Here is a 20,219-nt window from a genome sequence, read left to right as displayed (position 1 = left end):
TTGGTGCGGGATGCCGACGCTGTAGACGGCAACAACGTGGAAAAGTTCATCGCGGGACCAGGCCGAGGATGTCGTTGTAGAACGCCAACCCCATCAGCCCGGCCAGCAACGCCAGGCCGATGTACTGGCCGGCGGCGATGGCACGCTCGCTCAGCGGGCTGCCCTTGACCAACTCGATAAGGTAATACAGCAGGTGGCCGCCGTCCAAGATCGGGATCGGCAACAGGTTGATGATGCACAGGCTGAGTGACAGCAGGGCAAGGAACTGCAGGAACCAGTCCAGGCCGCGTTTGGCCGAGATGTTGGCTACCCGGGCGATGGTGACGGGCCCGGAAACGTTCTGCAGCGAGGCTTTGCCGGTGACGATGCGGCCCATCATGCCCAGCGAATCGGCCGCCAGGCGGCCGGTTTCGCGCACGGCCACGGTGACCGCGTCGAGCGGGCCATAGCGCAGCAGGGTGTCGTAGGGAGGGCTGAACGAGGTCGGGAACTGCACGCCGATCTGCCAGATCGGCTCGCCCTTTGAATCCTTGCCCTGGCGCGGGGTGACTTCCAGCGCCAGGCGCTCGCCGCCCCGCAGGACCTCGATCATGCCCGGGCCGCCGGCGCGGCCCAGCGTCTGGATCTCGCCGATGACCTGGTCGGCGCCGTCGATGCGCTGGCCGTCGATCGCTACGATCAGATCGCCCGGCTGCAGCTGCCCGGCCACCACGGAGTCCGCGGTGAGCGACTCGACCAGCGCCGGTTGCAGCCACGACTGCCAGTACAGGCCAGCCAGGATCGGCACGCGCCGTTCATCGAAGCCGGGGGGCAGCTGCGACAGCGGCAGGCTGCGCACGCGCACCTGGTCGGCCGGGTCCAGCACTTCCAGCTTCACGTCGCGGCGGTCCATCGCGGCGGCGGTCAGCGCCATGCTGGCCTCGCCGAGGGTGACCACCGGGCGCTCGTCCACGCGCAGCACGCGGTCGCCGCTGGTCAGGCCGGCGCTGGCGGCGATGCCGCTGACACGGCCGATGGTCGGCGAATAATCCTGCTTGCCGATCACGAACATCGCCCACAGCAGCAGGATGCACAGCAGCAGGTTGGCGATCGGTCCGGCGGCGACGATGGCGATGCGCTGCCAGACGGTCTTGTGGTTGAAGGCCTGGCCGCGCTCGTGCGGGTGCACTTCGACCTCGCGCTCGTCCAGGAACTTCACATAGCCACCCAGCGGGATGGCGGCGATGGCGAACTCGGTGCCGTGCCTGTCCCGGCGCGACCACAGCGGCCGGCCGAAGCCGACCGAGAAGCGCAGGATCTTGACCCCGCACAGGCGCCCGACCCAGTAATGCCCGAACTCGTGGAACGTGACCAGCAGCCCGAGGCTGACAATCATCCACCAGACCGATCCGATGAAGTCAGTCATGCAGGCTCACAGTGGCGGGCAGGGGCGGCGTCGTCATGCTGGGCGAGGCGGTCGTTCAGGCGGCGTCGATGGCGTTCAGGGTCAGCTGGCGTGCCCGCTGGTCGGCGGACAACAGGACCTCCAGTGTATCGGCTGGCTGGGTCGGCAGTGTTGAAAGAGCGTTAGCAACCAGCTCCGGGATGGTCAGGAAACCGATCCGGCCCTGAAGAAACGCTGAAACCGCCTCTTCATTGGCAGCGTTCAGCACCGCCGGGGCGGTGCCGCCGGCCTGCATCGCCTGCCAGGCCAGGGCCAGGCAGGGGAAGGCGTCGGTGTCCGGGGCCTCGAAATCGAGCCGGCCCTGGGCCAGCAGATCCAGCCCGGATACGCCCGATTCAATGCGTTGTGGCCAGCCCAGGCCAACGGCCAGTGTGGTGCGCATGTCCGGCAGGCCCATCTGCGCCAGGGTCGAGCCGTCCACGAACTCGACCAGCGAGTGGACCAGGCTCTGCGGGTGCACCAGCACTTCGATGTGCTCTCCGGGGATGCCGAACAGGTGGTGGGCCTCGATCACTTCCAGGCCCTTGTTCATCAACGTCGCCGAATCGACCGAGATCTTCGGCCCCATCGACCACTTCGGGTGGGCAACGGCCTGGGCCGGGGTGACCTGGGCCAGTTCGGCGCGGCTGCGGCCACGGAACGGGCCGCCGGAGGCGGTCAGCAGGATGCGGCGCACGCCGGCGCCATCGACGCTGGCATCGCGCGAGCGCAGGCACTGGAAGATCGCGCTGTGTTCGCTGTCGATCGGGATGATCTCGGCGCCGGCGCGTTCTGCGGTGCGGGTCAGCAGCTCACCGGCCAGCACCAGCGATTCCTTGTTGGCCAGCAGGATGCGCTTGCCCGCGGCGGCGGCGGCCAGGGTGGAAGACAGCCCGGCCGCACCGACGATGGCGGCGACCACGGTGTCGCAGGCATCGCTGGCGGCCAGCTGGTCCAGCGCGGCATGGCCGGCATGCGCCTCGGTGGCCAGTCCGGCATCGCGCAGGCCATCGCGCAGCTCAGCGAACAGCGATTCGTCGGCGATCACCGCGTGCGCGGGCCGGTGCTGGCGGCACAGTGCCAGCAACGCCTGCACCTGACGACCGGCGGCCAGCACGGTGGCCTGGTAGCGCTGCGGGTGGCGGGCGATCACGTCCAGCGTGGAGGCACCGATCGAGCCGGTGGCGCCGAATACGGCGACCCGGCGCAGGTCTGCGACAGCATTCATGGTCAGAACCCGAAGATTTCCTTGCCGAGTGCGAACACCGGCACTGCAGCCAGAACGCCGTCGACACGGTCGAGTACGCCACCATGGCCCGGAATCAGGTGGCCCGAGTCCTTGGCGCCCGCGTGGCGCTTGATCAGGCTTTCGAACAGATCACCCAGCACCGAGGCGAACACCGCCACCACCGAAGTGATCAGCAGGCCCGGCAGGTGTGCGGTATCGATGCCGGCCAGCCAGCCCAGGCCGACGGCCACGGCGACACCGGCCAGCAGGCCGCCGAACAGGCCTTCCCAGGTCTTGTTGGGGCTGATGCGCGGGGCCAGCTTGTGCTTGCCGAAGTGACGGCCGGCGAAATAGGCGCCCGAATCGGCCGCCCAGACCAGTGCCAGCGCAGCCAGCAGCCACAGGTGGCCCTGCTGGCCCGGCGGATCGCCGCCGGCATGGATCAGCACCAGCGCGGCCCAGGCCGGAACGATGGCCAGCGTACCGGCCAGCATCTTCACGATGCGCGAGGGTGCCGACGGCTGCGCGCCGAAATTGAAGAAGCGCAGCCAGACCAGCGCCGCCAGCCACCAGGCAACACCGGCCAATGTGGTGATCTGGAACAGCACCAGCGTGCTGCCATCGGCCCACACCAGCAGCACCATCAGCAGCAGGTTCAGTACCAGCAGCACGGTGCGCGCCAGGGTGTCTTCGATGCCGGCCAGCTTCAGCCACTCCCACAGGCCGATCAGCAGCACCGCAGTGGCCGCCGCTGCCAGCCATTGGGTCGGCAGCAGCAGGATCGCGGCAATGGCGACCGGCGCCATGATCAGCGCGGCAAGGACTCGGGTCTTGGTCATGGGCTGGAAGTCTCGGTGGCCAGTGCGGCGATCTGGGCGCTGGTCAGGCCGAAACGACGCTCACGGCTGCCGTAGGCGTCCAGCGCCTGCTGCAGCAGGGCGGGATCGAAGTCTGGCCACAGCGCCTCGGTGAACCACAGCTCGGTGTACGCCAGCTGCCACAGCAGGAAGTTGCTGATGCGGGTGTCGCCACCGGTGCGGATGAACAGGTCCGGTGGCGGCAGGTCGGCCAGGGCGACCTGGCTGCCCAGCAGCGATTCGTCGATCTGTTCGGGCAGCAGGCGGCCGGCGGCGACTTCAGCGGCCAGCGCGCGCGCGGCACGGGCGATGTCCTGGCGGCCACCGTAGCTGGCGGCGATCGACAGGGTCAGGGTGGTGTTGTCTGCGGTGCGCTGCTCGGCCAGCTGCATGCGGCTGACCAGCCCGGCACCGAAGCGTTCGCGCTCGCCGATGAAGCGCACGCGCACGCCACGCCGATGCAGCTCGTCCACTTCGCGGTCGAGCGCGCCGAGGAACAGCTTCATCAACGCATCGACTTCTTCCTGCGGCCGGCCCCAGTTCTCGCTGGAAAACGCGAACAGGGTCAGCGCCGGAATGCCCAGCTCAAGGCAGCGCTCGATGGTGCGGTTGACCGCACGCGCGCCGGCGCGGTGGCCGATCACGCGCGGACGACGGCGCTGCTGTGCCCAGCGCCCATTGCCATCCATGATGATGGCAATGTGGCGGGGCAGGGCGGCCGGCAACGGAGGCGGGACTGAAGGCATCGACTTCAGACCGACAGCAGTTCTTTTTCCTTGTCGGCAACGACCTTGTCGACGTCCTTGATGTTGGTGTCGGTCAACTTCTGGATGTCGTCCTCACCGCGCTTCTTCTCGTCTTCGCTGATCGCCTTGTCCTTGACCAGCTTGGCGATTTCCTTGTTCGCGTCCTGACGGATGTTGCGGATCGCGATCTTGGCGCCTTCGCCTTCCTTCTGCACCTGCTTGGCCAGCTCCTTGCGGCGCTCTTCGGTCGGCGGCGGCATGTTGATGCGGATCGCGGTGCCCAGGGTGTTCGGGGTGAACTCGGCGTTGTAGAGACCCTTTTCGATCTCCTTGATCATGCTCTTGTCGAACGGCGTGACCAGCAGCGAGTGGGCGTCGGCGTTGGAGATCGATGCGACCTGGTTCAGCGGGGTGCTGGCGTTGCCATAGGCGCTGACCGTGACGCGGTCCAGCAGGGCCGGGGTGGCGCGGCCGGTGCGGATCGAGGTGAGGGTGTGCTTCAGAGCGTCGATGCTCTTGGCCATGCGCGTCTGCGCGTTGTTCTTGATGTCGTTGAGCATCGCCCGGTCCTGGGTGTAACTGGAATCGGTCGATTATAGGCGAATACGGGACGCTGCCGGGCCAGAATCGGCCCGGAGCTCGCCTGGCGCTCAGGCTCAGGCCGGGTCGCGGCCCTGGACCAGGGTGCCGATGTTCGCGCCGCTGAGGATCTTCAGCAGCTCGCCCGGCTGGCCCATGTCGAACACGCGCATCGGCAGGTCGCTGTCGCGGGCCAGTGCGAAGGCCGCGGTATCCATCACTTCCAGGCCGCGGCGGATCACTTCGTCGTAGCTCAGGCTGTCGAAACGGACCGCGTCGCTGTGCTTGTTCGGGTCCTTGTCGTACACGCCATCGACCTTGGTGGCCTTCAGCAGCAGGTCGGCACCGATCTCGATCGCACGCAGCGCGGCGCCGGAGTCGGTAGTGAAGAACGGGCTGCCGACGCCGGCGGCGAAAATCACCAGGCGGCCCTTTTCCAGGTGGCGGATGGCGCGGCGGCGGATGTAGTCCTCGCACACGTCGTTGATCTTGATCGCGCTCATCACGCGGGCCTTGGCGCCCAGCTTTTCCAGGGCGTCCTGCATGGCCAGGGCGTTGATGACCGTGGCCAGCATGCCCATCTGGTCGCCGGTGACCCGGTCCATGCCGCCAGCGGCCAGGCCGGCGCCGCGGAAGATGTTGCCGCCGCCGATCACCAGCGCCACTTCGGCACCGGCCTGCTGGGCTTCGATGACCTCACGGGCCAGGCGATTGATGATCTTCGGGTCGATGCCGTAGTCCTCATCTCCCATCAGCGCCTCCCCGGACAGTTTCAGAAGGATGCGACGATAGGCGAGCTTGGACATGGGGACCTCGGGTGCGTGGAAATCGCGGGCGATTCTACGCGCATGCGGCGTTGGGCCAAAGTGTTTTGTGCACTGCGGCGCGAAATCCTGCCGTCCGCCCCGCTCACGCGGGGCGTCCCGTTCAGCCCAGCTCGGCGCCGGCGGTGGCTGAAAGCTCGTCGTGGCCGAGAGCGCCGGGGGAGCGGGCGATCACCCGGTTGCGGCCCAGGTTCTTCGAGCGGTACAGCACATCGTCGGCTGCGCGCAGCAGGTCCTGCACGTCGGCAAAGCGTTCGTAGCCGCCCTGGGTGGCCACGCCGGCGGAGAAGGTGACGAACAGCGGGCCTCCCTCCAGCTCGGCCATCGGCGTGGCGACGATGTTGGCCAGCACACGCCGGATCACGTCCAGCGCCACCGATTCACTGGTGTTGGGCAGCAGCGCGACGAATTCCTCGCCACCGAAGCGGGCCACGGTGTCGCTGTTGCGCAGCTGGCCCTGCAGCTTGCCGGCAAAGGCGCGCAGCACCTCGTCGCCGGTCAGGTGGCCGTGGGCATCATTGATTTTCTTGAAGTCGTCCAGGTCGATGAAGGCCACCGACAGCGGCCAGCCCTGGCGCCCGGCGCGCAGGAACTCCTGTTCCAGCACCGCCTCCAGCTGGCGGCGGTTGAGCACGCCGGTCAGGGCGTCGCGGTGGGCCTGGTCGGCCAGGCGCTTGGCCCGCGCCTCGAATTCGTCGGCGCGGCGGCGTGCCTGATCGGCATCCTGCAGCTCGCGCAGGTTGCGCAGGGTGGCCAGTTCCTGCGCGTGGTCGATCAGCTCCCGGACCCGCGAGGGCGAGTTCAGGCCGGCCTCGAACAGGCTGGCGATATCCGGAAGGGCATCGCTGATGCGGGTCAGCACCTGATCGAAACGGGCGCTGTCGAGCTCCAGCCGGTCATGCACCTGGTGCAGAGCGCGTTCGCGGGCGGCATCGGCGTCTTCGTCCAGCCAGATGTCGGCAACAGCGCCGGACAGCTGCACGCAGGCCTGGAACGGCGAATCGGCAGCGTCGTCGTCCTCGCTGTGGCTGATGCTTTCCACCAGGTAGCGCGGCAGGCCCCACTGTTCGGCCACCCAGGCGCCGACATCGGCGTGGCTGCAGCCCAGTTCCTCGCGCTCGCGTGCGACCAGATCGGTATTGTCACGGGCTTCGCGCAGCAGTGGCAGGTAGCGCTCCGATTCGGCCTGGGCCAGGCACAGCACGCCCAGGTCCTGCAGCAGCCCGGCCAGCATCAGTTCCTCCAGCCGGCGCAGGCCGCGTGCCTGGCCCAGCTGGCTGGCGGCCAGGGCGCTGAGAATGCTGCGCTTCCACGCGCGCTGGCGCAGGTCGTGGTCGGCACCGCCGCCAGCGGTCAGGCCCTGGGTGACGGTGAAGCCGAGGGCGAGGCTGATCGTGGCATTCAGGCCGAGCATGGTCAGCGCCTGGCCGAGGTTCTCGATGCGGCGGCGGCTGGCGTACAGCGGCGAATTGGCGATGCGCAGCATGCGAGCGCTCAGCGCCATGTCGATGGCGATGATGTCGGCGGCGGTGGCGATATCCGCTTCCGGGTCCTGGGCCAGCTCGATGATGCGCAGGGCAATACCGGGTGGCGAGGGCAGGTTGCGGCAGAGCGCCAGGGCAGCTGTCAGCTCGGGAGGCATGTCGGGTCGTTCAATTCCATTGGGACAAGAATACCTAGGAATGCATCACAGTCCGCGATTTTCGTTCCTGCTATGTGACTGTGGATTCCCTGCGCCGAGTATCGGCTTGATTCGCGCGCAACGCAAAGGTGCCGGTTGTGCGCACCAACGGTGCACACCCGCCGATGGGGCATGGGTTCATCCCTTGGCCCATACATAAAAAAAGAGCCGCGGTTTCCCGCGGCTCCTTCTGGTCGCTTCACAGCCGGAAGGCTGGAATCAGACCTGCATCGCCTTGGCAACTTCAGCGGCGTAGTCTTCCACCACCTTCTCGATGCCTTCGCCGACGATCAGCAGCTTGAAGCCAGCCACGTCGGCGCCAGCGGCCTTGACCACCTGCTCGACGGTGGTGTCGCCCAGCACGTAGGTCTGGCCGTACAGGGTCACGTCGCTGACGATCTTGTTGATCTTGCCGCTGATGATCTTTTCCAGGATCTCGGCCGGCTTGGCCTTGTCCTTTTCGGACATCTTGGCCAGCTCGATTTCCTTTTCCTTCTCGACGAACTCGGCCGGGACGTCCGCAGCCTTGTTGTGCGGCGGCTTCAGGGCTGCCACGTGCATGGCCAGGCCACGGGCCAGCTCGACGTCGCCGCCGACCAGGTCGACCAGCACGCCAACCTTGCCGTTGGTGTGGACGTAGGCGCCGATGGTGTTGTTGCCATCAACCTTCACCATGCGACGGATCTGGATGTTTTCACCCAGGGTCTGCACGGCGGTGGCGCGGGCTTCTTCAACGGTGCGGCCATCGGCCAGCTTGGCAGCCTTCACGGCTTCGACGTCGTTGGCGCCCGATGCCAGGGCGGCAGCGGCGACGGCATTGACGAAGGACTTGAAGTTGTCATCGTTGGCGACGAAGTCGGTTTCCGAGTTGACTTCGACCAGCACGGCCTTGCCGCCATCCTGGGCCAGGCCCAGACGGCCTTCGGCGGCCACGCGGTCAGCCTTCTTGTCGGCCTTGGCAGCGCCGGACTTGCGCATGGCTTCAGCAGCAGCGTTGATGTCGCCGTTGGCTTCGGTGAGAGCCTTCTTGCATTCCATCATGCCGGCGCCGGTGCGCTCGCGCAGTTCCTTGACCAGGGAAGCAGTGATTTCCACGGGATTACCTCACGAAAGAAAGGGGTTGGGCCGGCATGGTGGCCGGCCCGTGTGACACGGTCCTGTCACGCGCCAAAGGCTGCGCGCAGGGAGGGTGGACGCCGGGCGTCCACCCCGGGGCCTGGATCAGGCCTGGGCGTCGTCGCCCTTCTTGGCAGCCTTCTTGGCCGGGGCGCGGCGGGCCGGCTTCTCTTCGCCTTCAGCAGCGGCTTCGGCGAACTCTTCCTCACGCACCGAAGCAGCGTGCGGCGCAGCAGCCTTGCCTTCCAGCACGGCGTCGGCAGCGGCGCGGGCGTACAGCTGCACAGCGCGGATGGCGTCGTCGTTGCCCGGGATGGCGTAGTCCACCAGTTCCGGGTTGTAGTTGGTGTCGACCACGGCGATGACCGGGATGCCCAGCTTCTTGGCTTCCTTGATCGCGATGTCTTCGTGGCCGATGTCGATCACGAAGATGGCGTCCGGCAGACGGTTCATGTCCTTGATGCCGCCCAGCGAGGCTTCCAGCTTGTCGCGCTCGCGACGCAGGCCCAGCACTTCGTGCTTGACCAGCTTCTCGAAGGTGCCGTCGGTTTCACCGGCTTCCAGTTCCTTCAGGCGGGCAACCGACTGCTTGACGGTACGGAAGTTGGTCAGGGTGCCGCCCAGCCAACGCTGGTTCATGAACGGCATGCCACAACGCTCGGCTTCTTCCTTGATGGTTTCGCGGGCGCTGCGCTTGGTGCCCAGGAACAGGACGGTGCCGCGCTTCTGGGCAACCGACGAGATGAAGTTCATCGCATCGTTGAACAGCGGGACGGTCTTTTCCAGGTTGATGATGTGGATCTTGCCGCGGGCGCCGAAGATGTACGGAGCCATCTTCGGGTTCCAGTAGCGGGTCTGGTGGCCGAAGTGGACGCCGGCTTCCAGCATCTGACGCATGGTGACCTGGGGCATTGCAATACTCCTGATATGGAACCGGCGATTCCGCCCGCGGGATAGGTATGCGGGACGCGTGGAAGCGCGGATGGTTCCGGGGTTGGGCTTCCCTGTTGCCTCCGTGGCCGAACTCCTTGCGGAGCACCCCGGCACGGATGGGGGCAGCAGGTGTGGATTCACCGGTGACGTCCGGTGTGGACGGTCTCCCGCGCACGCAGGCGGCAGGAATCCGGTCGATTATAGCCCGCTGGGAGCGCTCGCTGCAATTGCCGGGTACGGCGCGGTCAGATCGACCACGCGGCCGTCCTGCAGCCGGGCCTGGAAATGGCCACCGGCATAGCCGTCGGCATGGACGGGGAGGGCCCAGCGGCGTTCCCGGCCCGCCAGCAGGTAGCCGGCCAGTCCCGGCAGCAGCAGGGTGCGGCGTCCATCGCCGGCGACAAACGCAAGATCGTGCAGGCGGGCGTGAACGGAACCTGCGTTGCGCAGTCGCAGAAGAGGCTGCGACGTGCCGGGCTCGATCCCGGCATGCAGGTCCGGCCGCGCCAGGGGCGTCGCATGCCCCCGGAACAAGGGCAGCGAGTAGCGAGGCAGGCCCTGTCCGCTGGGGCTCAGGATCACCCGGTAGGCCTGCTCGACGGCAACGGGCGACGTCTCCCGAGGCAGCAGCCAGATGCGTTGACGGGTGCCGGGCGGGAGGTCGAGCCGGGCGGGGCTGGCCAGGATCTGGTCGCTGGGCCGCAGCTTTTCCGCATCGACCTGCTGTTCCCAGGCCAGGATCCGAACCTCGCCCTGCCAGCGGCCGGGCCCGGGGTTGTACAGCCACAGCTCGCCGTGCCCCCCTTCGGCGGGCAGCTGCAGGGTGGTGGGCACCAGGTCCAGCGCCGCAGCGGGCAGTGCCAGCAGCAGTGCCAGCAGGCTCAGCAGGATGCGCATCAGTAGATGAGGGTCACGGCAGGCGCCGCGTCGTCGCTGTCGGCCGGCGGCGCGAGGTCGCGGATCTGTTGCGGAAGCTCGGGCGCGTCGCTGCGCCGGTGCGGTGCCGAGCATCGGGTGTTGCCGGCATCACTGCTGCAGCCCTCGACCACAGTCAGCCGGATCTGCAGGGAGGTGCTGCCGGGATCGGCCCACGCGGGCGTACTGGCGACCAGCATCGCCCCGATCAGAAGTGCGCGAACCACCTGCCATCCACCGTACTGTAGGACCCGTTGCGCGGTATCGGCCGGATCGGCCGAATCTGTAGGGTCGACTGCCAGTCGACTGGTCCTGCCGCAGGAGTGATGTGCGCATCCACGCATGGCGTGGATCTACCGAAACCCATCCCGGTGGATGCCGACGATTCCAAACCCACGCCGGTGGGTGCCGACCATTCCAAACCCACCCCGGTGGGTGCCGACCATTCCAATCCATCCCGGTGGATGCCGACCGTTGGTCGGCACACAGGTCAGTAAGTGATCGTCACCTGCACCAGATCGTTGTAGGTACCGGCCGGGGGCTGGCCGGTGACCGGCGGCACCCGGCCATGGATGGTCAGCTGCTGCGCGCTGCCACTTCCGGTGCCGCCAACGGTATCGACGTTGAGGGTATTGCCCCAGCGCAGGCTGCGCGCGGCGTCGCGGTACAGCTCATAGGGGAGGTAGTAGGTGCCGCTGCCAATGGTGGTGGCCATGCGCCGGGTGGTGGAGGCGGCGGGGTTGTTCTGGCCGTTGTTGAGGCTGATCTGGTAGGCGGTGTTCTTCAGGCAGGTCAGCGTGAGCGTGGCGGTCCGGTCGATGTTGGCGGGAATGCTGCCGGTGACGTTGCCGAAGTCCATGTTGGTGGTGACGTAGCTGCCGCATTGCGGCAGCACGTTGGCAGTGGCAGTGAAGCTGAAGGCCGCACTGGCGCTGTTGGTGCCGGTTGCGCCGCCGTTGCAGGCGGCCGGCACGGTGGCGTTGCCGAGCAGGACTTCATTCCAGGCCCAGGTGAGCACCACGTTGGCGCCACTGAAGGTGCTGCTGTAAGCACCCGAAGCGAGGATCTGGTTGGCGGGGATCTGCGCGAACAGCTGCACGGACTGCGCACCGCTGCCGCCGGTCAGCAGCGGCACGTTGTAGCTCATGGTCAGTTCCTGCGCCGGCGGCGTGCCGCGTGGCACCAGGCCGGTGACCTGGCCGTAGCTGGCGTTGTTGTAGAGCTGGAAATTCATGGTGTCGCTGCTGGAAGTGGACATCGTGCGGAAGGTGGAGCTGCTGCCGCCGCCACTGCCTGCGCCGACACCCACGCAGACGCGGACGCCGGTGGTGGCCAGCAGGCTCAGTGCGGCGGTGGTGCAGGTCACCGTGATGTTCAGCGTCGCCGCCGTAGGGCCGGGAGCGTTGCTGTTGATGTTGCCGAACGGCAGGGTCGGGTTCGCGGTTGCCGTGCAGACCGCTGTCGCCTGGGCCGGTAGTGCCGCGAGCAGGCCGGCGAACAGCAGCATGCCGAGCAGCAGCACTCTCATGGCGCCACCTCCGGGATGCACGGCAGCGGTGCCGGCTTCGGCCGGGCGCCGGACGCCACTACCTTGGGCGGCTCGGGTACCTTCACCCGGCACTGGCCGCGGCTGGTGGTGATGTACAGCACGCTGCCGGCAGCGACGTCTTCCAGATACAGCAGGCCGTCATAGCCCACCGTGGCCTGGCGTCCGCCGGGCAACTGCACTTCGCTGCCCACTTCCAGCGGCTGCCCGTCCATGCTCTGCAGCGTCAGGCTCAGAGAGGGCCGCGAGCGCAACTGGAATGTCACGTGGGTCCCAGCGCGCTGGCGCGGCGTCACCCAGTCCTCGATGCGGTCGGCACGCATGTCCTCGGGCAGGTCCAGGGTGTCGATCGAGACCCGGTTGCGCTGCCAGGACAGCAGCGGGCTGACCAGCAACAGGCCACGATCATCGGTGACGCCGATCAGGCGGTTCTCCAGCCGCACCGGCACGCCACCGACACCATTGGTGCTGATCACCGCGAATGCATCGGAGACCTCGCGGGTGGCAAACGCGTGCCCGCCCATCCAGACCAGGCTGCCACTGGCGCTGCCGTAGGCATAGTTGAGCCCGCCCTGGCGCGAGGCCCCGAAGGAGTAGCGGCCGACGTCATTGAGGATGCCGACTTCGGCCAGGCCGCCACTGCCGTCCTCGCCGTGGCGCACCTGCGCGCGCCAACCGATGCCGCCTGCACTGCCATCGCCGGGCACCGGCTGGGTGACGTCGGCCACCCAGGTCTGGCTGTCGCCATTGCGCTGGCTGGACAGGCTGGCCTGGCGGTTGTTGCCCAGGCTGGCGGTTACCGACAGATAGATGCTGCGGTCATCACTCTGGTCCAGGTTCTGGTTCACCGAGAGGTAGGCTGACCAGCGCTGGCTCCAGGTCCGCGACCAGAACAGGCTGGCGTAGCGGTTGTCTTCGCCATCGGGGTAGCGCAGGCGCAGGTAGCTGGCGCTGAGCGTGCCCAGCCGCAGCAGGTCGGCGCCGACCGTGGCCTGTTCGCTGATGCTCGGCGGCAGGTTGCCCTGCAGTGCGCCCAGGTCGCGGTAATCACCATGGCTGCGCACGGTGCGCAGATTGACGTTGAGTCGGCGGTTGTTCCAGCTGTAGCCCAGTGCCCATTGCCCGCCCTGCAGGCCGTGATAGTCACTGTGCGCATAGGCGGCGTTGAACACGCCCGCGCCACCCAGCAGCCACCAGCCGCCGATGCCGGCCTGGGCCAGGCCACCACCGCCTTCGGCATGAGCCTCGCCGGTGAACGTGTCACTGATGCCACCGCGCCAGCTGGCACTGGCCACGGTGCGGTCGTCGTAGGCGAAGGAGCGTTGGCCGAAGTCCTCACGCAGGTGGCCGATGCCGGCGGACCAGTCCGACAGGCCCTTGGCCAGCAGCTGCTGGGTGCCATAGAAGCTGAAATCCAGGGTCTGCATGCGGCCGAACGCATCGGTCACCACCACCTGTGCGCTGCCGGTGCCGCTGATCCCCGGCTGTGCGGCCAGCTGGAACGGGCCGACCGGGACCTGGCCGCTGTACTGGCGCAGGCCATCGACGTACAGCTCGACCGTGGACGGCACCACCGCCTGGCCGAGGAAACTGGGCGTGGGGGTCAGCACGCGATAGGGCTGCAGGCTGTAGTTGCGACCGATCTGCAGGCCACCCAGGCGCACCGGACGGGTCCAGTCGACGAAGCCGCTGTAGAAATCGCCGACCTCCAGCGTCATCGCCTGGTCGGGGAAATCCAGGCTCCAGCGCGTATCCAGGCGCACGCTCTCCCCTCGCCAGCGACGGTCGCCAGGCTGCTGGTAGCGCCTGCTGACCGCGGTGTTTTCGAAGGTGCCGTTGCCGACGCCGAACAGGCGCAGTTCGGAGCTCAGGCTGAGGTTGCCCAGCGTATCCACCCGGCTGCCATACACGTCGTAGTTGAGCAGCAGTCCGGGTGAGGCACTGCCCGCGGGCGCGCGTGTCTGCGGGCGGCTGAGCACGGTGGTTGGCAGGGTCAGCTGGTCCAGTGGCACGTCCAGCGCCAGGGTCTGCAGGCGTGCGTCATAGCGCACCACCGCGCCGCTGATCTGGTCCAGGTACACCGGTGCATCGCCGTGGGCGTTGAAGCCGAGCTGGCGCAGTACGTCGGGGCTGGCCTGCAGGCGGCCACGGTTCTCGATGAAAGGCAGCAGTCCGCGTGGGGTGCTGTTGAGCGAAACGTCCAGGTACAGCGTCTGGTTGGCGGTCAACGGTGTGGGCGGTGGCAGCATCGCATCGGCGGAGATGCCTGATACATCGGCGGTGGCGGTAGCCGCTGCACCGGACACATCGGCGGCTTGGGTCGCCGCAGGAGCCAGGGCAGCAAGCAGCGCGCCCATCAACGCCTCAGCGAGCCGATGGGGGCGACAGCGGCGTCTGTTCCGACTCGCCATTGAGCTTGGCCGTGATCTGGTCGTTGTCGCGGTCGATCGCCGTGCGCTCGATCGGCCAGCGCATCACCTGCCCGGGCAGCACGTAACCCAGCAGTCCGGGATGCACGATGCGTGGGCGCGTGGGGCTGCCCAGCGCAAGATCGGCGATCTGCGCATAGCTGTTGCCTGCGTTGGCCACCTCGACGCCGTTGCGGCCATCGGGCAACTGCACCAGGCGGGCCTGCAGCTGCGGCGCAAGCTTGCCGGCGGCGGGCTGCACGAACACCGGTATCGAATAGCGCAGCACGAACTGCATGCCGTCGGCGCGGGTGGCCAGGGCGGGCACCTCGTCGACAATCAGCCTGTAGTACTGCTGTGCCGGCGGTGGCGTCCTGTCCGGACGCATCACCCGGACCAGCTGCTGCTGCCCGGCAGCCAGTTCCTGCATCGGCGGGGTGACCACCAGTTCATCGGTGGGCAACAGTTGCTCCTGGCCGTCCTGCTGCACCCAGCGGAACACCCGAACCTGCAGCTTCACCGGCGAGGTGCCACTGTTGGTCAGCCAAAGCTCGCCGGCACGCTGGCGCGCTTCCAGCTGCAGGCTGGTCGGGGCGACCTGCAGGCTGGTGGCTTCGACCGGGGCGGCGAATACCAGGCTCAGGACGAGCAGCGCCACGCCGGTGGCGCGCCACGGGCGGGGTCCGGCCATGCGGGCGTGCTCCATCAATAGGTGATCGTGGCGGTAACCGTATCCAGGTAGTTGCCGGTCGCCGGGTTGTTGGTGCTCAGGTTCAGGATCTGGCCGTAGACGATGTAGGGCACGGCCAGGCCGGTGCCGATGCCAGCCTGGGTGTTGGTGCCGGAGGTGGCACCCCAGACCAGGGTGTGCGCGGCGTCCTGGTAGAGCTGGTAGCCGACGTAGTTGTTGGCGGTCACCGCGGCGTTGGTGTTCTTCATCCGGCGAGTGGTGACGTCATTCGCGGTGCTGGCATTGGCACCCGCATTCAGTGAAATCGTGTACGGGGTCAGTGCCGAGCACTGGGCGGTCACCGTGCCCTGACCCAAGGTGGGGGTCGCGGTGGTCGAGGCCGCCGTGCCGAAGTCAACGTTGGTGGCGGCAGCAGCCGTGATCGTGCAGGCCTTGGTCACCACCAGGGTGACATTGAAGGTGGTGGTGTCTGCGGCCAGGGCCGGGCCGGACAGCAGGACCCCGGCCAAGGCCCAGGCAAGCGGGGAACGAAGCGCGGATCGCATGGACAACCTCCCTGACCCGAAGGTCCGTTGAACAAGGCGAAGGCGGCACGTTCGGCACCGCTTCGGCGACGGTGACCCCAGCTTAGGAGGCGTAAGTGTCTGTATTCCGTGATAAACAGGGAGACGAAAGGGGGGCGGCGATCACGCTTTCACTTTCCTTGCCGGAACCGTGCATGGCCCGGATCGCCAGTTGGGTGGCGTTCGTTCAGATTGTGGCCGGATCGGCGATAATGGGGGCCATGAGCGTGAATCTGAAAACCCCGCAGGAAATCGAGATGATGCGAATCGCCGGCCGCATGGCCAGCGAAGTGCTCGACATCGTCACCCCCCACGTCAAGCCCGGTGTCACCACCGAGGAACTGGACCGCATCTGCCACGACCACATCGTGAACGTGCAGGGCGCCGTTCCGGCCAACGTCGGCTACCGCGGCTTCCCGAAGACCGTGTGCACCTCGGTCAACAACGTCATCTGCCATGGCATCCCCAGCGAAGGGAAGGTGCTCAAGGATGGCGACATCATCAACATCGACGTCACCGTCATCAAGGATGGCTGGCACGGCGACACCAGCCGCATGTACTTCGTCGGCACCCCGTCGGTGATGGCCCGCCGCCTGGTGGAAACCACCTACGAAGCCATGTGGCGCGGCATCCGCGCGGTGCGTCCGGGCGCGACCCTGGGCGACATCGGCCATGCCATCCAGAGCTATGCCGAAGGCGAGCGTTTCAGCGTGGTGCGCGAGTACTGCGGCCACGGCATCGGCAAGGTCTACCACGATGAGCCGCAGGTGGTGCATTACGGCCGCCCGGGCCAGGGCCTGGTGCTGCAGCCTGGCATGACCTTCACCATCGAGCCGATGATCAACGAGGGCACCCGCTACAACAAGGTGCTGCCGGATGGCTGGACCGTGGTGACCAAGGACCGCAAGCTGTCGGCACAGTGGGAGCACATGATCGCGGTCACCGAGACCGGCGTGGACGTGCTGACCCTGTCGCCGGGCGAGTCGCAGGTCTCCTGACGATGCTGCCGGCGAGTTCGCTGCTGGACACGCCGGCCGCGTCGCTCAACGACCCGGACTGGGCTGCTGCCGCGCGCCAGGCGCTGCAGCAGGCCGACGCGCGCCTGTACCGCCGCTTCGACCAGGGCGACAACATCGAGCGCCTGCTGGCACTGCGCGCGCGCGCTGCCGACCATCTGATCCGCCTGGCCTGGCAGCGCTGCCTGCCGGCCGACAGCGGGCTGTCGCTGTTCGCGGTCGGCGGCTATGGCCGCGGTGAACTGTTTCCGCGTTCGGACATCGACCTGCTGGTGTTCGGCGATCCGCCGGCACAGCTGGCCCATGAGGCGGCGCTGGCGCGCCTGTTCGCGCTGCTGTGGGACTGCGGATTGGCCGTCAGCCATGCGGTGCGTTCTGCATCGCAGTGCCGCGAGGCGGCAGCGGACCAGACCGTGCTGACCGCGCTGATCGAGGCGCGCCCGATCCTGGCCGATGATGTGGCGCGCCGCGCGCTGCGCGAGGCCGTCGACGATCGTGAACTGTGGCCGGCGCGCACCTTCTTCCTGGCCAAGCTGGAAGAGCTGCGCAACCGACACCAGCGCTTCGGCGACACCGCCGACAACCTGGAGCCGGATCTGAAGGATGGCCCCGGTGGGCTGCGCGATCTCAACACGCTGGGCTGGATGGCACTGCGTGCGTTCGGCGTGCGTGACCTGGAGGCGCTGGTCGGGCTCGGCCATCTGGGCGCAGACGAAGCGGCAGCACTGAAGCGCGAACGTGCGGTGCTGGCGCGGCTGCGCTTTGGCCTGCATCTGGTCGCGCGTCGCCCGGAAGAGCGCCTGCGTTTTGATTACCAGAAGACCCTGGCGGCACGCCTGGGCTTTGAAGACGATGCCGAGAACCTCGGTGTCGAGAAGATGATGCAGGGCTTCTACCGCGCCGCGCTGGTCGTGCGCCGGATCAGCGACCGCCTGCTGCAGCGCTTCGAGGAACAGTTCGATGGCGAGGCGCAGCCGGAGCCGCTGACCGTGGGTTTTTCCCTGCGCCGTGGTTACCTGGCGGCCAACGAAGCCGACTGGCCGCGCGGCGACATCGGCCAGGTGTTCGCGCTGTTCGCCAGCTGGGCCAACAATCCGCAGGTGCGCGGCCTGCATTCGCTGACCGCGCGTGCGCTGGCCGAAGCGCTGCCGCTGCTGCCGGCCTACGACCAGGCTGATGCCGATGCACGCGAGCAGTTCCTGGCGCTGCTGCGCGGCCAGCGCCCGGTCGATACGCTCTCGCGCATGGCACGGTTGGGCGTGCTTGGCCAGTGGATTCCCGCGTTCGCCCAGGTCAGCGGGCGCATGCAGTTCGACCTGTTCCATGTCTACACCGTCGACCAGCACACGCTGATGGTCCTGCGCAATATCGGCCTGTTTGCCAGCAGCCGTGCCGACGAGCGCTTCTCGATCGCGCACGAAGTGTGGCCGCGCCTGCGCAAGCCGGAACTACTGCTGCTGGCCGGCCTGTTCCATGACATCGCCAAGGGCCGTGGCGGCGACCACTCGGAACTGGGCGCGGTGGACGCGCGCGCGTTCTGCCAGGCGCATGCGCTGAGCACGTCCGACACCGAACTGGTGGCGTGGCTGGTCGAACAGCACCTGCGCATGTCGGTGACCGCGCAGAAGCAGGACATCGCCGATCCGGAAGTGATCCACCGCTTTGCCACCCTGGTCGGCAGCCGCGACCGCCTGGACTACCTGTACCTGCTGACCTGCGCCGACATCGCCGGCACCAGCCCCAAGCTGTGGAATGCATGGAAGGACCGCCTGCTGGCCGACCTGTACTTCGCCACCCGGCGCGCGCTGCGCGAGGGGCTGGAACACCCGGTGCCGGCGGCCGAGCGCGTGGCCGAAGCGCGTGACAGCGTGCGCGCGCTGGTGCGCGAGCGGGGTTACGACGATGCCACCATCGATCGCCAGTTCGCGGTGATGCCCGACGAAGGCTTCATCCGCCTGCGCCCGGAGCAGCTGGCCTGGCAGGCTGCCGCGCTGGTGCCGGTGAAGCAGGGCCAGGCGCTGGTGAAGGTACGCCGGATCAGTGTCGACGACCCCGCGCTGGAAGTCTTCGTGCATTCGCCGGACCGCGACGGCCTGTTCGCCGCGATCGTGATGACGCTGGACCGCAAGGGCTACGGCATCCACCGCGCACGCGTGCTGGACGGTCCGGCCGATACCATCTTCGATACCTTCGAAGTGAACCCGGCCGATACCTTCGCCGATGGCAGCAGTGCCAACCTGGAAGCGGCGCTGCGCGAGGCACTCAGTGGTGACCTGTCGCGCCTGCGGCCGTCACGCCGGGTGGTGCCACGGCAGCTGCGGCACTTCCGCTTCGCCCCGCGCATCGAATTCCGCGATGAGCCGGGCGCAACCCGTTTCGCCCTGGTCGCCCCCGACCGCCCCGGCCTGCTGGCCGATGTGGCGTTCGTGCTGCGCAATCAGGGCCTGCGCGTGCATGATGCGCGCATTGCCACGTTCGGCGAACGCGCCGAAGACACCTTCGTGATCAGTGACGAACACGACCTCCCCCTGACTGAACCTGCCCGGCAGCAGCTGCATGACGCGATGCTGGCCTGCCTGGACCCTGATCGAAACGCCGGAGACCCCGCCTGATGGCCACCAAGCCCGCCAAGAAGACCGCCGCGACCCCCAAGAGCGCAGCGGCCCGGAAACCTGCTGCTGCCGCACCGGCCGCGAAGAAGACCCCTGCGCCGAAGAAGGCCGCTGCGGTGACGGCCCCGGCGAAGAAAGCGGCTGCGGTGAAGCGTGCTGTGAAGAAGCCGGCGCCGGCCAAGAGTGCCGAAGCGGTCCGCGCCGAAACCATCGCCCGCAAGTCGCTGCGCAAGCCGTCGGCCCCGGGCGTGGAAGAGCTGAAGTTCGGCATCGAGAGTGCCTTCGAGCGCCGCGCTACCTTGACCCTGCACGAGCTGGAAGGCTCGACCAAGCCGCTGGTCAACCGCGTGATTGACGGCCTGGAGAGCGGTGAGTTCCGTGTTGCCGAGCCGGACGGCCAGGGTGGCTGGAAGGTCAACGAGTGGCTGAAGAAGGCCGTGCTGTTGTACTTCCGTGTCAATGACATGGCCGTGGTCGACGCCCGTCCGGCGCCGTTCTGGGACAAGGTCGAATCGCGCTTCGCCGGCTATGACGAGGCGAAGTTCCGCCGTGGTGGCGTGCGCGTGGTGCCGGGCGCGATCGCCCGCCGCGGCACCTACTTCGGCAAGGACGTGGTGCTGATGCCGAGCTTCACCAACATCGGCGCCTACGTCGGCGAAGGCACCATGGTCGATACCTGGGCCACCGTCGGTTCCTGCGCGCAGATCGGCCAGCACTGCCACCTGTCCGGCGGCGCCGGCATCGGCGGCGTGCTGGAGCCGCTGCAGGCCAGCCCGACCATCATCGAGGACCACTGCTTCATCGGTGCGCGCTCGGAAGTGGTGGAAGGCGTGGTGGTTGGCCACCACAGCGTGATCGGCATGGGCGTGTTCCTCAGCCAGAGCACCCGCATCTACAACCGTGCCACCGGCGAAATCACCTACGGTTACATCCCGCCGTACAGCGTGGTGGTGTCCGGCTCGCTGCCGAGCAAGGACGGTACCCACTCGCTGTACTGCGCGGTGATCGTCAAGCAGGTTGATGCCAAGACCCGCAGCAAGACCAGCGTCAACGACCTGCTGCGCGGCCTGGCCGACTGAAG

18 protein-coding genes are annotated in these 20,219 nt (G+C 67.6%); 3 read left to right on the top strand and 15 right to left on the bottom strand.

Going from position 1 to position 20,219, the window contains the following annotated elements:
- Window positions 1-46: 46 nt before the first annotated feature.
- The 15 genes from rseP to ACMZ91_RS03255 form a co-directional block, all read right to left on the bottom strand.
- The gene (gene rseP / locus ACMZ91_RS03325; protein ID WP_032127946.1) at window positions 47-1,405 is read right to left on the bottom strand and encodes an RIP metalloprotease RseP; all 1,359 of its coding nucleotides are present in this window, start codon (window positions 1,403-1,405) and stop codon (window positions 47-49) included.
- Window positions 1,406-1,460: 55 nt separating this feature from the next.
- On the bottom strand, window positions 1,461-2,651 hold the full coding sequence (locus ACMZ91_RS03320) for a 1-deoxy-D-xylulose-5-phosphate reductoisomerase (protein WP_049463625.1): 1,191 nt from the start codon (window positions 2,649-2,651) through the stop codon (window positions 1,461-1,463).
- Window positions 2,652-2,653: 2 nt separating this feature from the next.
- A complete protein-coding gene (locus tag ACMZ91_RS03315) occupies window positions 2,654-3,490 on the bottom strand; it encodes a phosphatidate cytidylyltransferase (protein ID WP_414577139.1) in 837 nt (278 codons plus the stop codon).
- On the bottom strand, window positions 3,487-4,254 hold the full coding sequence (gene uppS / locus ACMZ91_RS03310) for a polyprenyl diphosphate synthase (protein WP_032127943.1): 768 nt from the start codon (window positions 4,252-4,254) through the stop codon (window positions 3,487-3,489). The genes ACMZ91_RS03315 and uppS overlap by 4 nt, the downstream gene beginning before the upstream one ends.
- 5 nt (window positions 4,255-4,259) lie before the next feature.
- Window positions 4,260-4,814, bottom strand: a complete 555-nt coding sequence (gene frr / locus ACMZ91_RS03305; RefSeq protein ID WP_032127942.1) for a ribosome recycling factor — start codon at window positions 4,812-4,814, stop codon at window positions 4,260-4,262.
- 96 nt (window positions 4,815-4,910) lie between these two features.
- Complete coding sequence (gene pyrH, locus ACMZ91_RS03300; RefSeq protein WP_032127941.1) at window positions 4,911-5,639, bottom strand: UMP kinase; 729 nt, start codon at window positions 5,637-5,639, stop codon at window positions 4,911-4,913.
- 121 nt (window positions 5,640-5,760) lie between these two features.
- Window positions 5,761-7,299: a GGDEF domain-containing protein gene (locus ACMZ91_RS03295; protein ID WP_049463627.1), complete on the bottom strand. Its 1,539-nt coding sequence runs from the start codon at window positions 7,297-7,299 to the stop codon at window positions 5,761-5,763.
- 258 nt (window positions 7,300-7,557) lie between these two features.
- On the bottom strand, window positions 7,558-8,433 hold the full coding sequence (gene tsf / locus ACMZ91_RS03290; RefSeq protein ID WP_032127939.1) for a translation elongation factor Ts: 876 nt from the start codon (window positions 8,431-8,433) through the stop codon (window positions 7,558-7,560).
- Between the two features lie 126 nt (window positions 8,434-8,559).
- Window positions 8,560-9,366: a 30S ribosomal protein S2 gene (gene rpsB, locus ACMZ91_RS03285; protein ID WP_005408748.1), complete on the bottom strand. Its 807-nt coding sequence runs from the start codon at window positions 9,364-9,366 to the stop codon at window positions 8,560-8,562.
- A 219-nt stretch (window positions 9,367-9,585) separates the two neighbouring features.
- Entirely contained in the window at window positions 9,586-10,284 is a 699-nt protein-coding gene (locus ACMZ91_RS03280) for a fimbrial biogenesis chaperone (protein WP_197655699.1), read from the bottom strand.
- Window positions 10,284-10,502, bottom strand: a complete 219-nt coding sequence (locus ACMZ91_RS03275; RefSeq protein ID WP_049463630.1) for a hypothetical protein — start codon at window positions 10,500-10,502, stop codon at window positions 10,284-10,286. Before ACMZ91_RS03275 ends, ACMZ91_RS03280 begins: the two co-directional genes overlap by 1 nt.
- 290 nt (window positions 10,503-10,792) lie before the next feature.
- A complete protein-coding gene (locus ACMZ91_RS03270) occupies window positions 10,793-11,830 on the bottom strand; it encodes a Csu type fimbrial protein (protein ID WP_049463631.1) in 1,038 nt (345 codons plus the stop codon).
- Window positions 11,827-14,205 (bottom strand): fimbria/pilus outer membrane usher protein, encoded by a 2,379-nt coding sequence (locus ACMZ91_RS03265; protein WP_049463632.1) that lies wholly within the window; start codon window positions 14,203-14,205, stop codon window positions 11,827-11,829. Before ACMZ91_RS03265 ends, ACMZ91_RS03270 begins: the two co-directional genes overlap by 4 nt.
- 7 nt (window positions 14,206-14,212) lie before the next feature.
- Window positions 14,213-14,962 carry a fimbrial biogenesis chaperone gene (locus ACMZ91_RS03260; RefSeq protein ID WP_414577137.1) on the bottom strand — a complete coding sequence of 250 codons (750 nt, stop codon included), beginning with the start codon at window positions 14,960-14,962 and terminating at the stop codon, window positions 14,213-14,215.
- Entirely contained in the window at window positions 14,962-15,492 is a 531-nt protein-coding gene (locus ACMZ91_RS03255; protein ID WP_032127934.1) for a Csu type fimbrial protein, read from the bottom strand. The genes ACMZ91_RS03260 and ACMZ91_RS03255 overlap by 1 nt, the downstream gene beginning before the upstream one ends.
- Before the next feature lie 173 nt (window positions 15,493-15,665).
- Here ACMZ91_RS03255 and map point away from each other — a divergent pair, with 173 nt between their 5' ends.
- Genes map through dapD form a run of 3 tightly spaced genes read left to right on the top strand, consistent with a single transcriptional unit; the run spans window position 15,666 to window position 20,217 of the window.
- Window positions 15,666-16,508, top strand: a complete 843-nt coding sequence (map, locus tag ACMZ91_RS03250) for a type I methionyl aminopeptidase (protein ID WP_080355365.1) — start codon at window positions 15,666-15,668, stop codon at window positions 16,506-16,508.
- 20 nt (window positions 16,509-16,528) lie between these two features.
- Window positions 16,529-19,138 carry a [protein-PII] uridylyltransferase gene (locus ACMZ91_RS03245; protein ID WP_478057913.1) on the top strand — a complete coding sequence of 870 codons (2,610 nt, stop codon included), beginning with the start codon at window positions 16,529-16,531 and terminating at the stop codon, window positions 19,136-19,138.
- Window positions 19,138-20,217 (top strand): 2,3,4,5-tetrahydropyridine-2,6-dicarboxylate N-succinyltransferase, encoded by a 1,080-nt coding sequence (gene dapD, locus ACMZ91_RS03240; RefSeq protein ID WP_032127931.1) that lies wholly within the window; start codon window positions 19,138-19,140, stop codon window positions 20,215-20,217. The genes ACMZ91_RS03245 and dapD overlap by 1 nt, the downstream gene beginning before the upstream one ends.
- The last annotated feature ends 2 nt before the right edge of the window (window positions 20,218-20,219 follow it).

The organism is Stenotrophomonas sp. FR024, assembly GCF_047500745.2.
Lineage (GTDB): Bacteria > Pseudomonadota > Gammaproteobacteria > Xanthomonadales > Xanthomonadaceae > Stenotrophomonas > Stenotrophomonas maltophilia_A.
Note: the sequence above shows the minus strand (reverse complement) of the source record. Positions and strands in the feature narration are given on the sequence as shown.

Coding starts and splice junctions, on each gene's coding strand:
- rseP (WP_032127946.1), bottom strand. CDS start 1,405: ATGACTGACTTCATCGGATCGGTCTGGTGGATGATTGTCAGCCTCGGG.
- ACMZ91_RS03320 (WP_049463625.1), bottom strand. CDS start 2,651: ATGAATGCTGTCGCAGACCTGCGCCGGGTCGCCGTATTCGGCGCCACC.
- ACMZ91_RS03315 (WP_414577139.1), bottom strand. CDS start 3,490: ATGACCAAGACCCGAGTCCTTGCCGCGCTGATCATGGCGCCGGTCGCC.
- uppS (WP_032127943.1), bottom strand. CDS start 4,254: ATGCCTTCAGTCCCGCCTCCGTTGCCGGCCGCCCTGCCCCGCCACATT.
- frr (WP_032127942.1), bottom strand. CDS start 4,814: ATGCTCAACGACATCAAGAACAACGCGCAGACGCGCATGGCCAAGAGC.
- pyrH (WP_032127941.1), bottom strand. CDS start 5,639: ATGTCCAAGCTCGCCTATCGTCGCATCCTTCTGAAACTGTCCGGGGAG.
- ACMZ91_RS03295 (WP_049463627.1), bottom strand. CDS start 7,299: ATGCCTCCCGAGCTGACAGCTGCCCTGGCGCTCTGCCGCAACCTGCCC.
- rpsB (WP_005408748.1), bottom strand. CDS start 9,366: ATGCCCCAGGTCACCATGCGTCAGATGCTGGAAGCCGGCGTCCACTTC.
- ACMZ91_RS03280 (WP_197655699.1), bottom strand. CDS start 10,284: ATGCGCATCCTGCTGAGCCTGCTGGCACTGCTGCTGGCACTGCCCGCT.
- ACMZ91_RS03275 (WP_049463630.1), bottom strand. CDS start 10,502: ATGCTGGTCGCCAGTACGCCCGCGTGGGCCGATCCCGGCAGCACCTCC.
- ACMZ91_RS03270 (WP_049463631.1), bottom strand. CDS start 11,830: ATGAGAGTGCTGCTGCTCGGCATGCTGCTGTTCGCCGGCCTGCTCGCG.
- ACMZ91_RS03265 (WP_049463632.1), bottom strand. CDS start 14,205: ATGGGCGCGCTGCTTGCTGCCCTGGCTCCTGCGGCGACCCAAGCCGCC.
- ACMZ91_RS03260 (WP_414577137.1), bottom strand. CDS start 14,962: ATGGAGCACGCCCGCATGGCCGGACCCCGCCCGTGGCGCGCCACCGGC.
- ACMZ91_RS03255 (WP_032127934.1), bottom strand. CDS start 15,492: ATGCGATCCGCGCTTCGTTCCCCGCTTGCCTGGGCCTTGGCCGGGGTC.
- map (WP_080355365.1), top strand. CDS start 15,666: ATGGCCCGGATCGCCAGTTGGGTGGCGTTCGTTCAGATTGTGGCCGGA.
- dapD (WP_032127931.1), top strand. CDS start 19,138: ATGGCCACCAAGCCCGCCAAGAAGACCGCCGCGACCCCCAAGAGCGCA.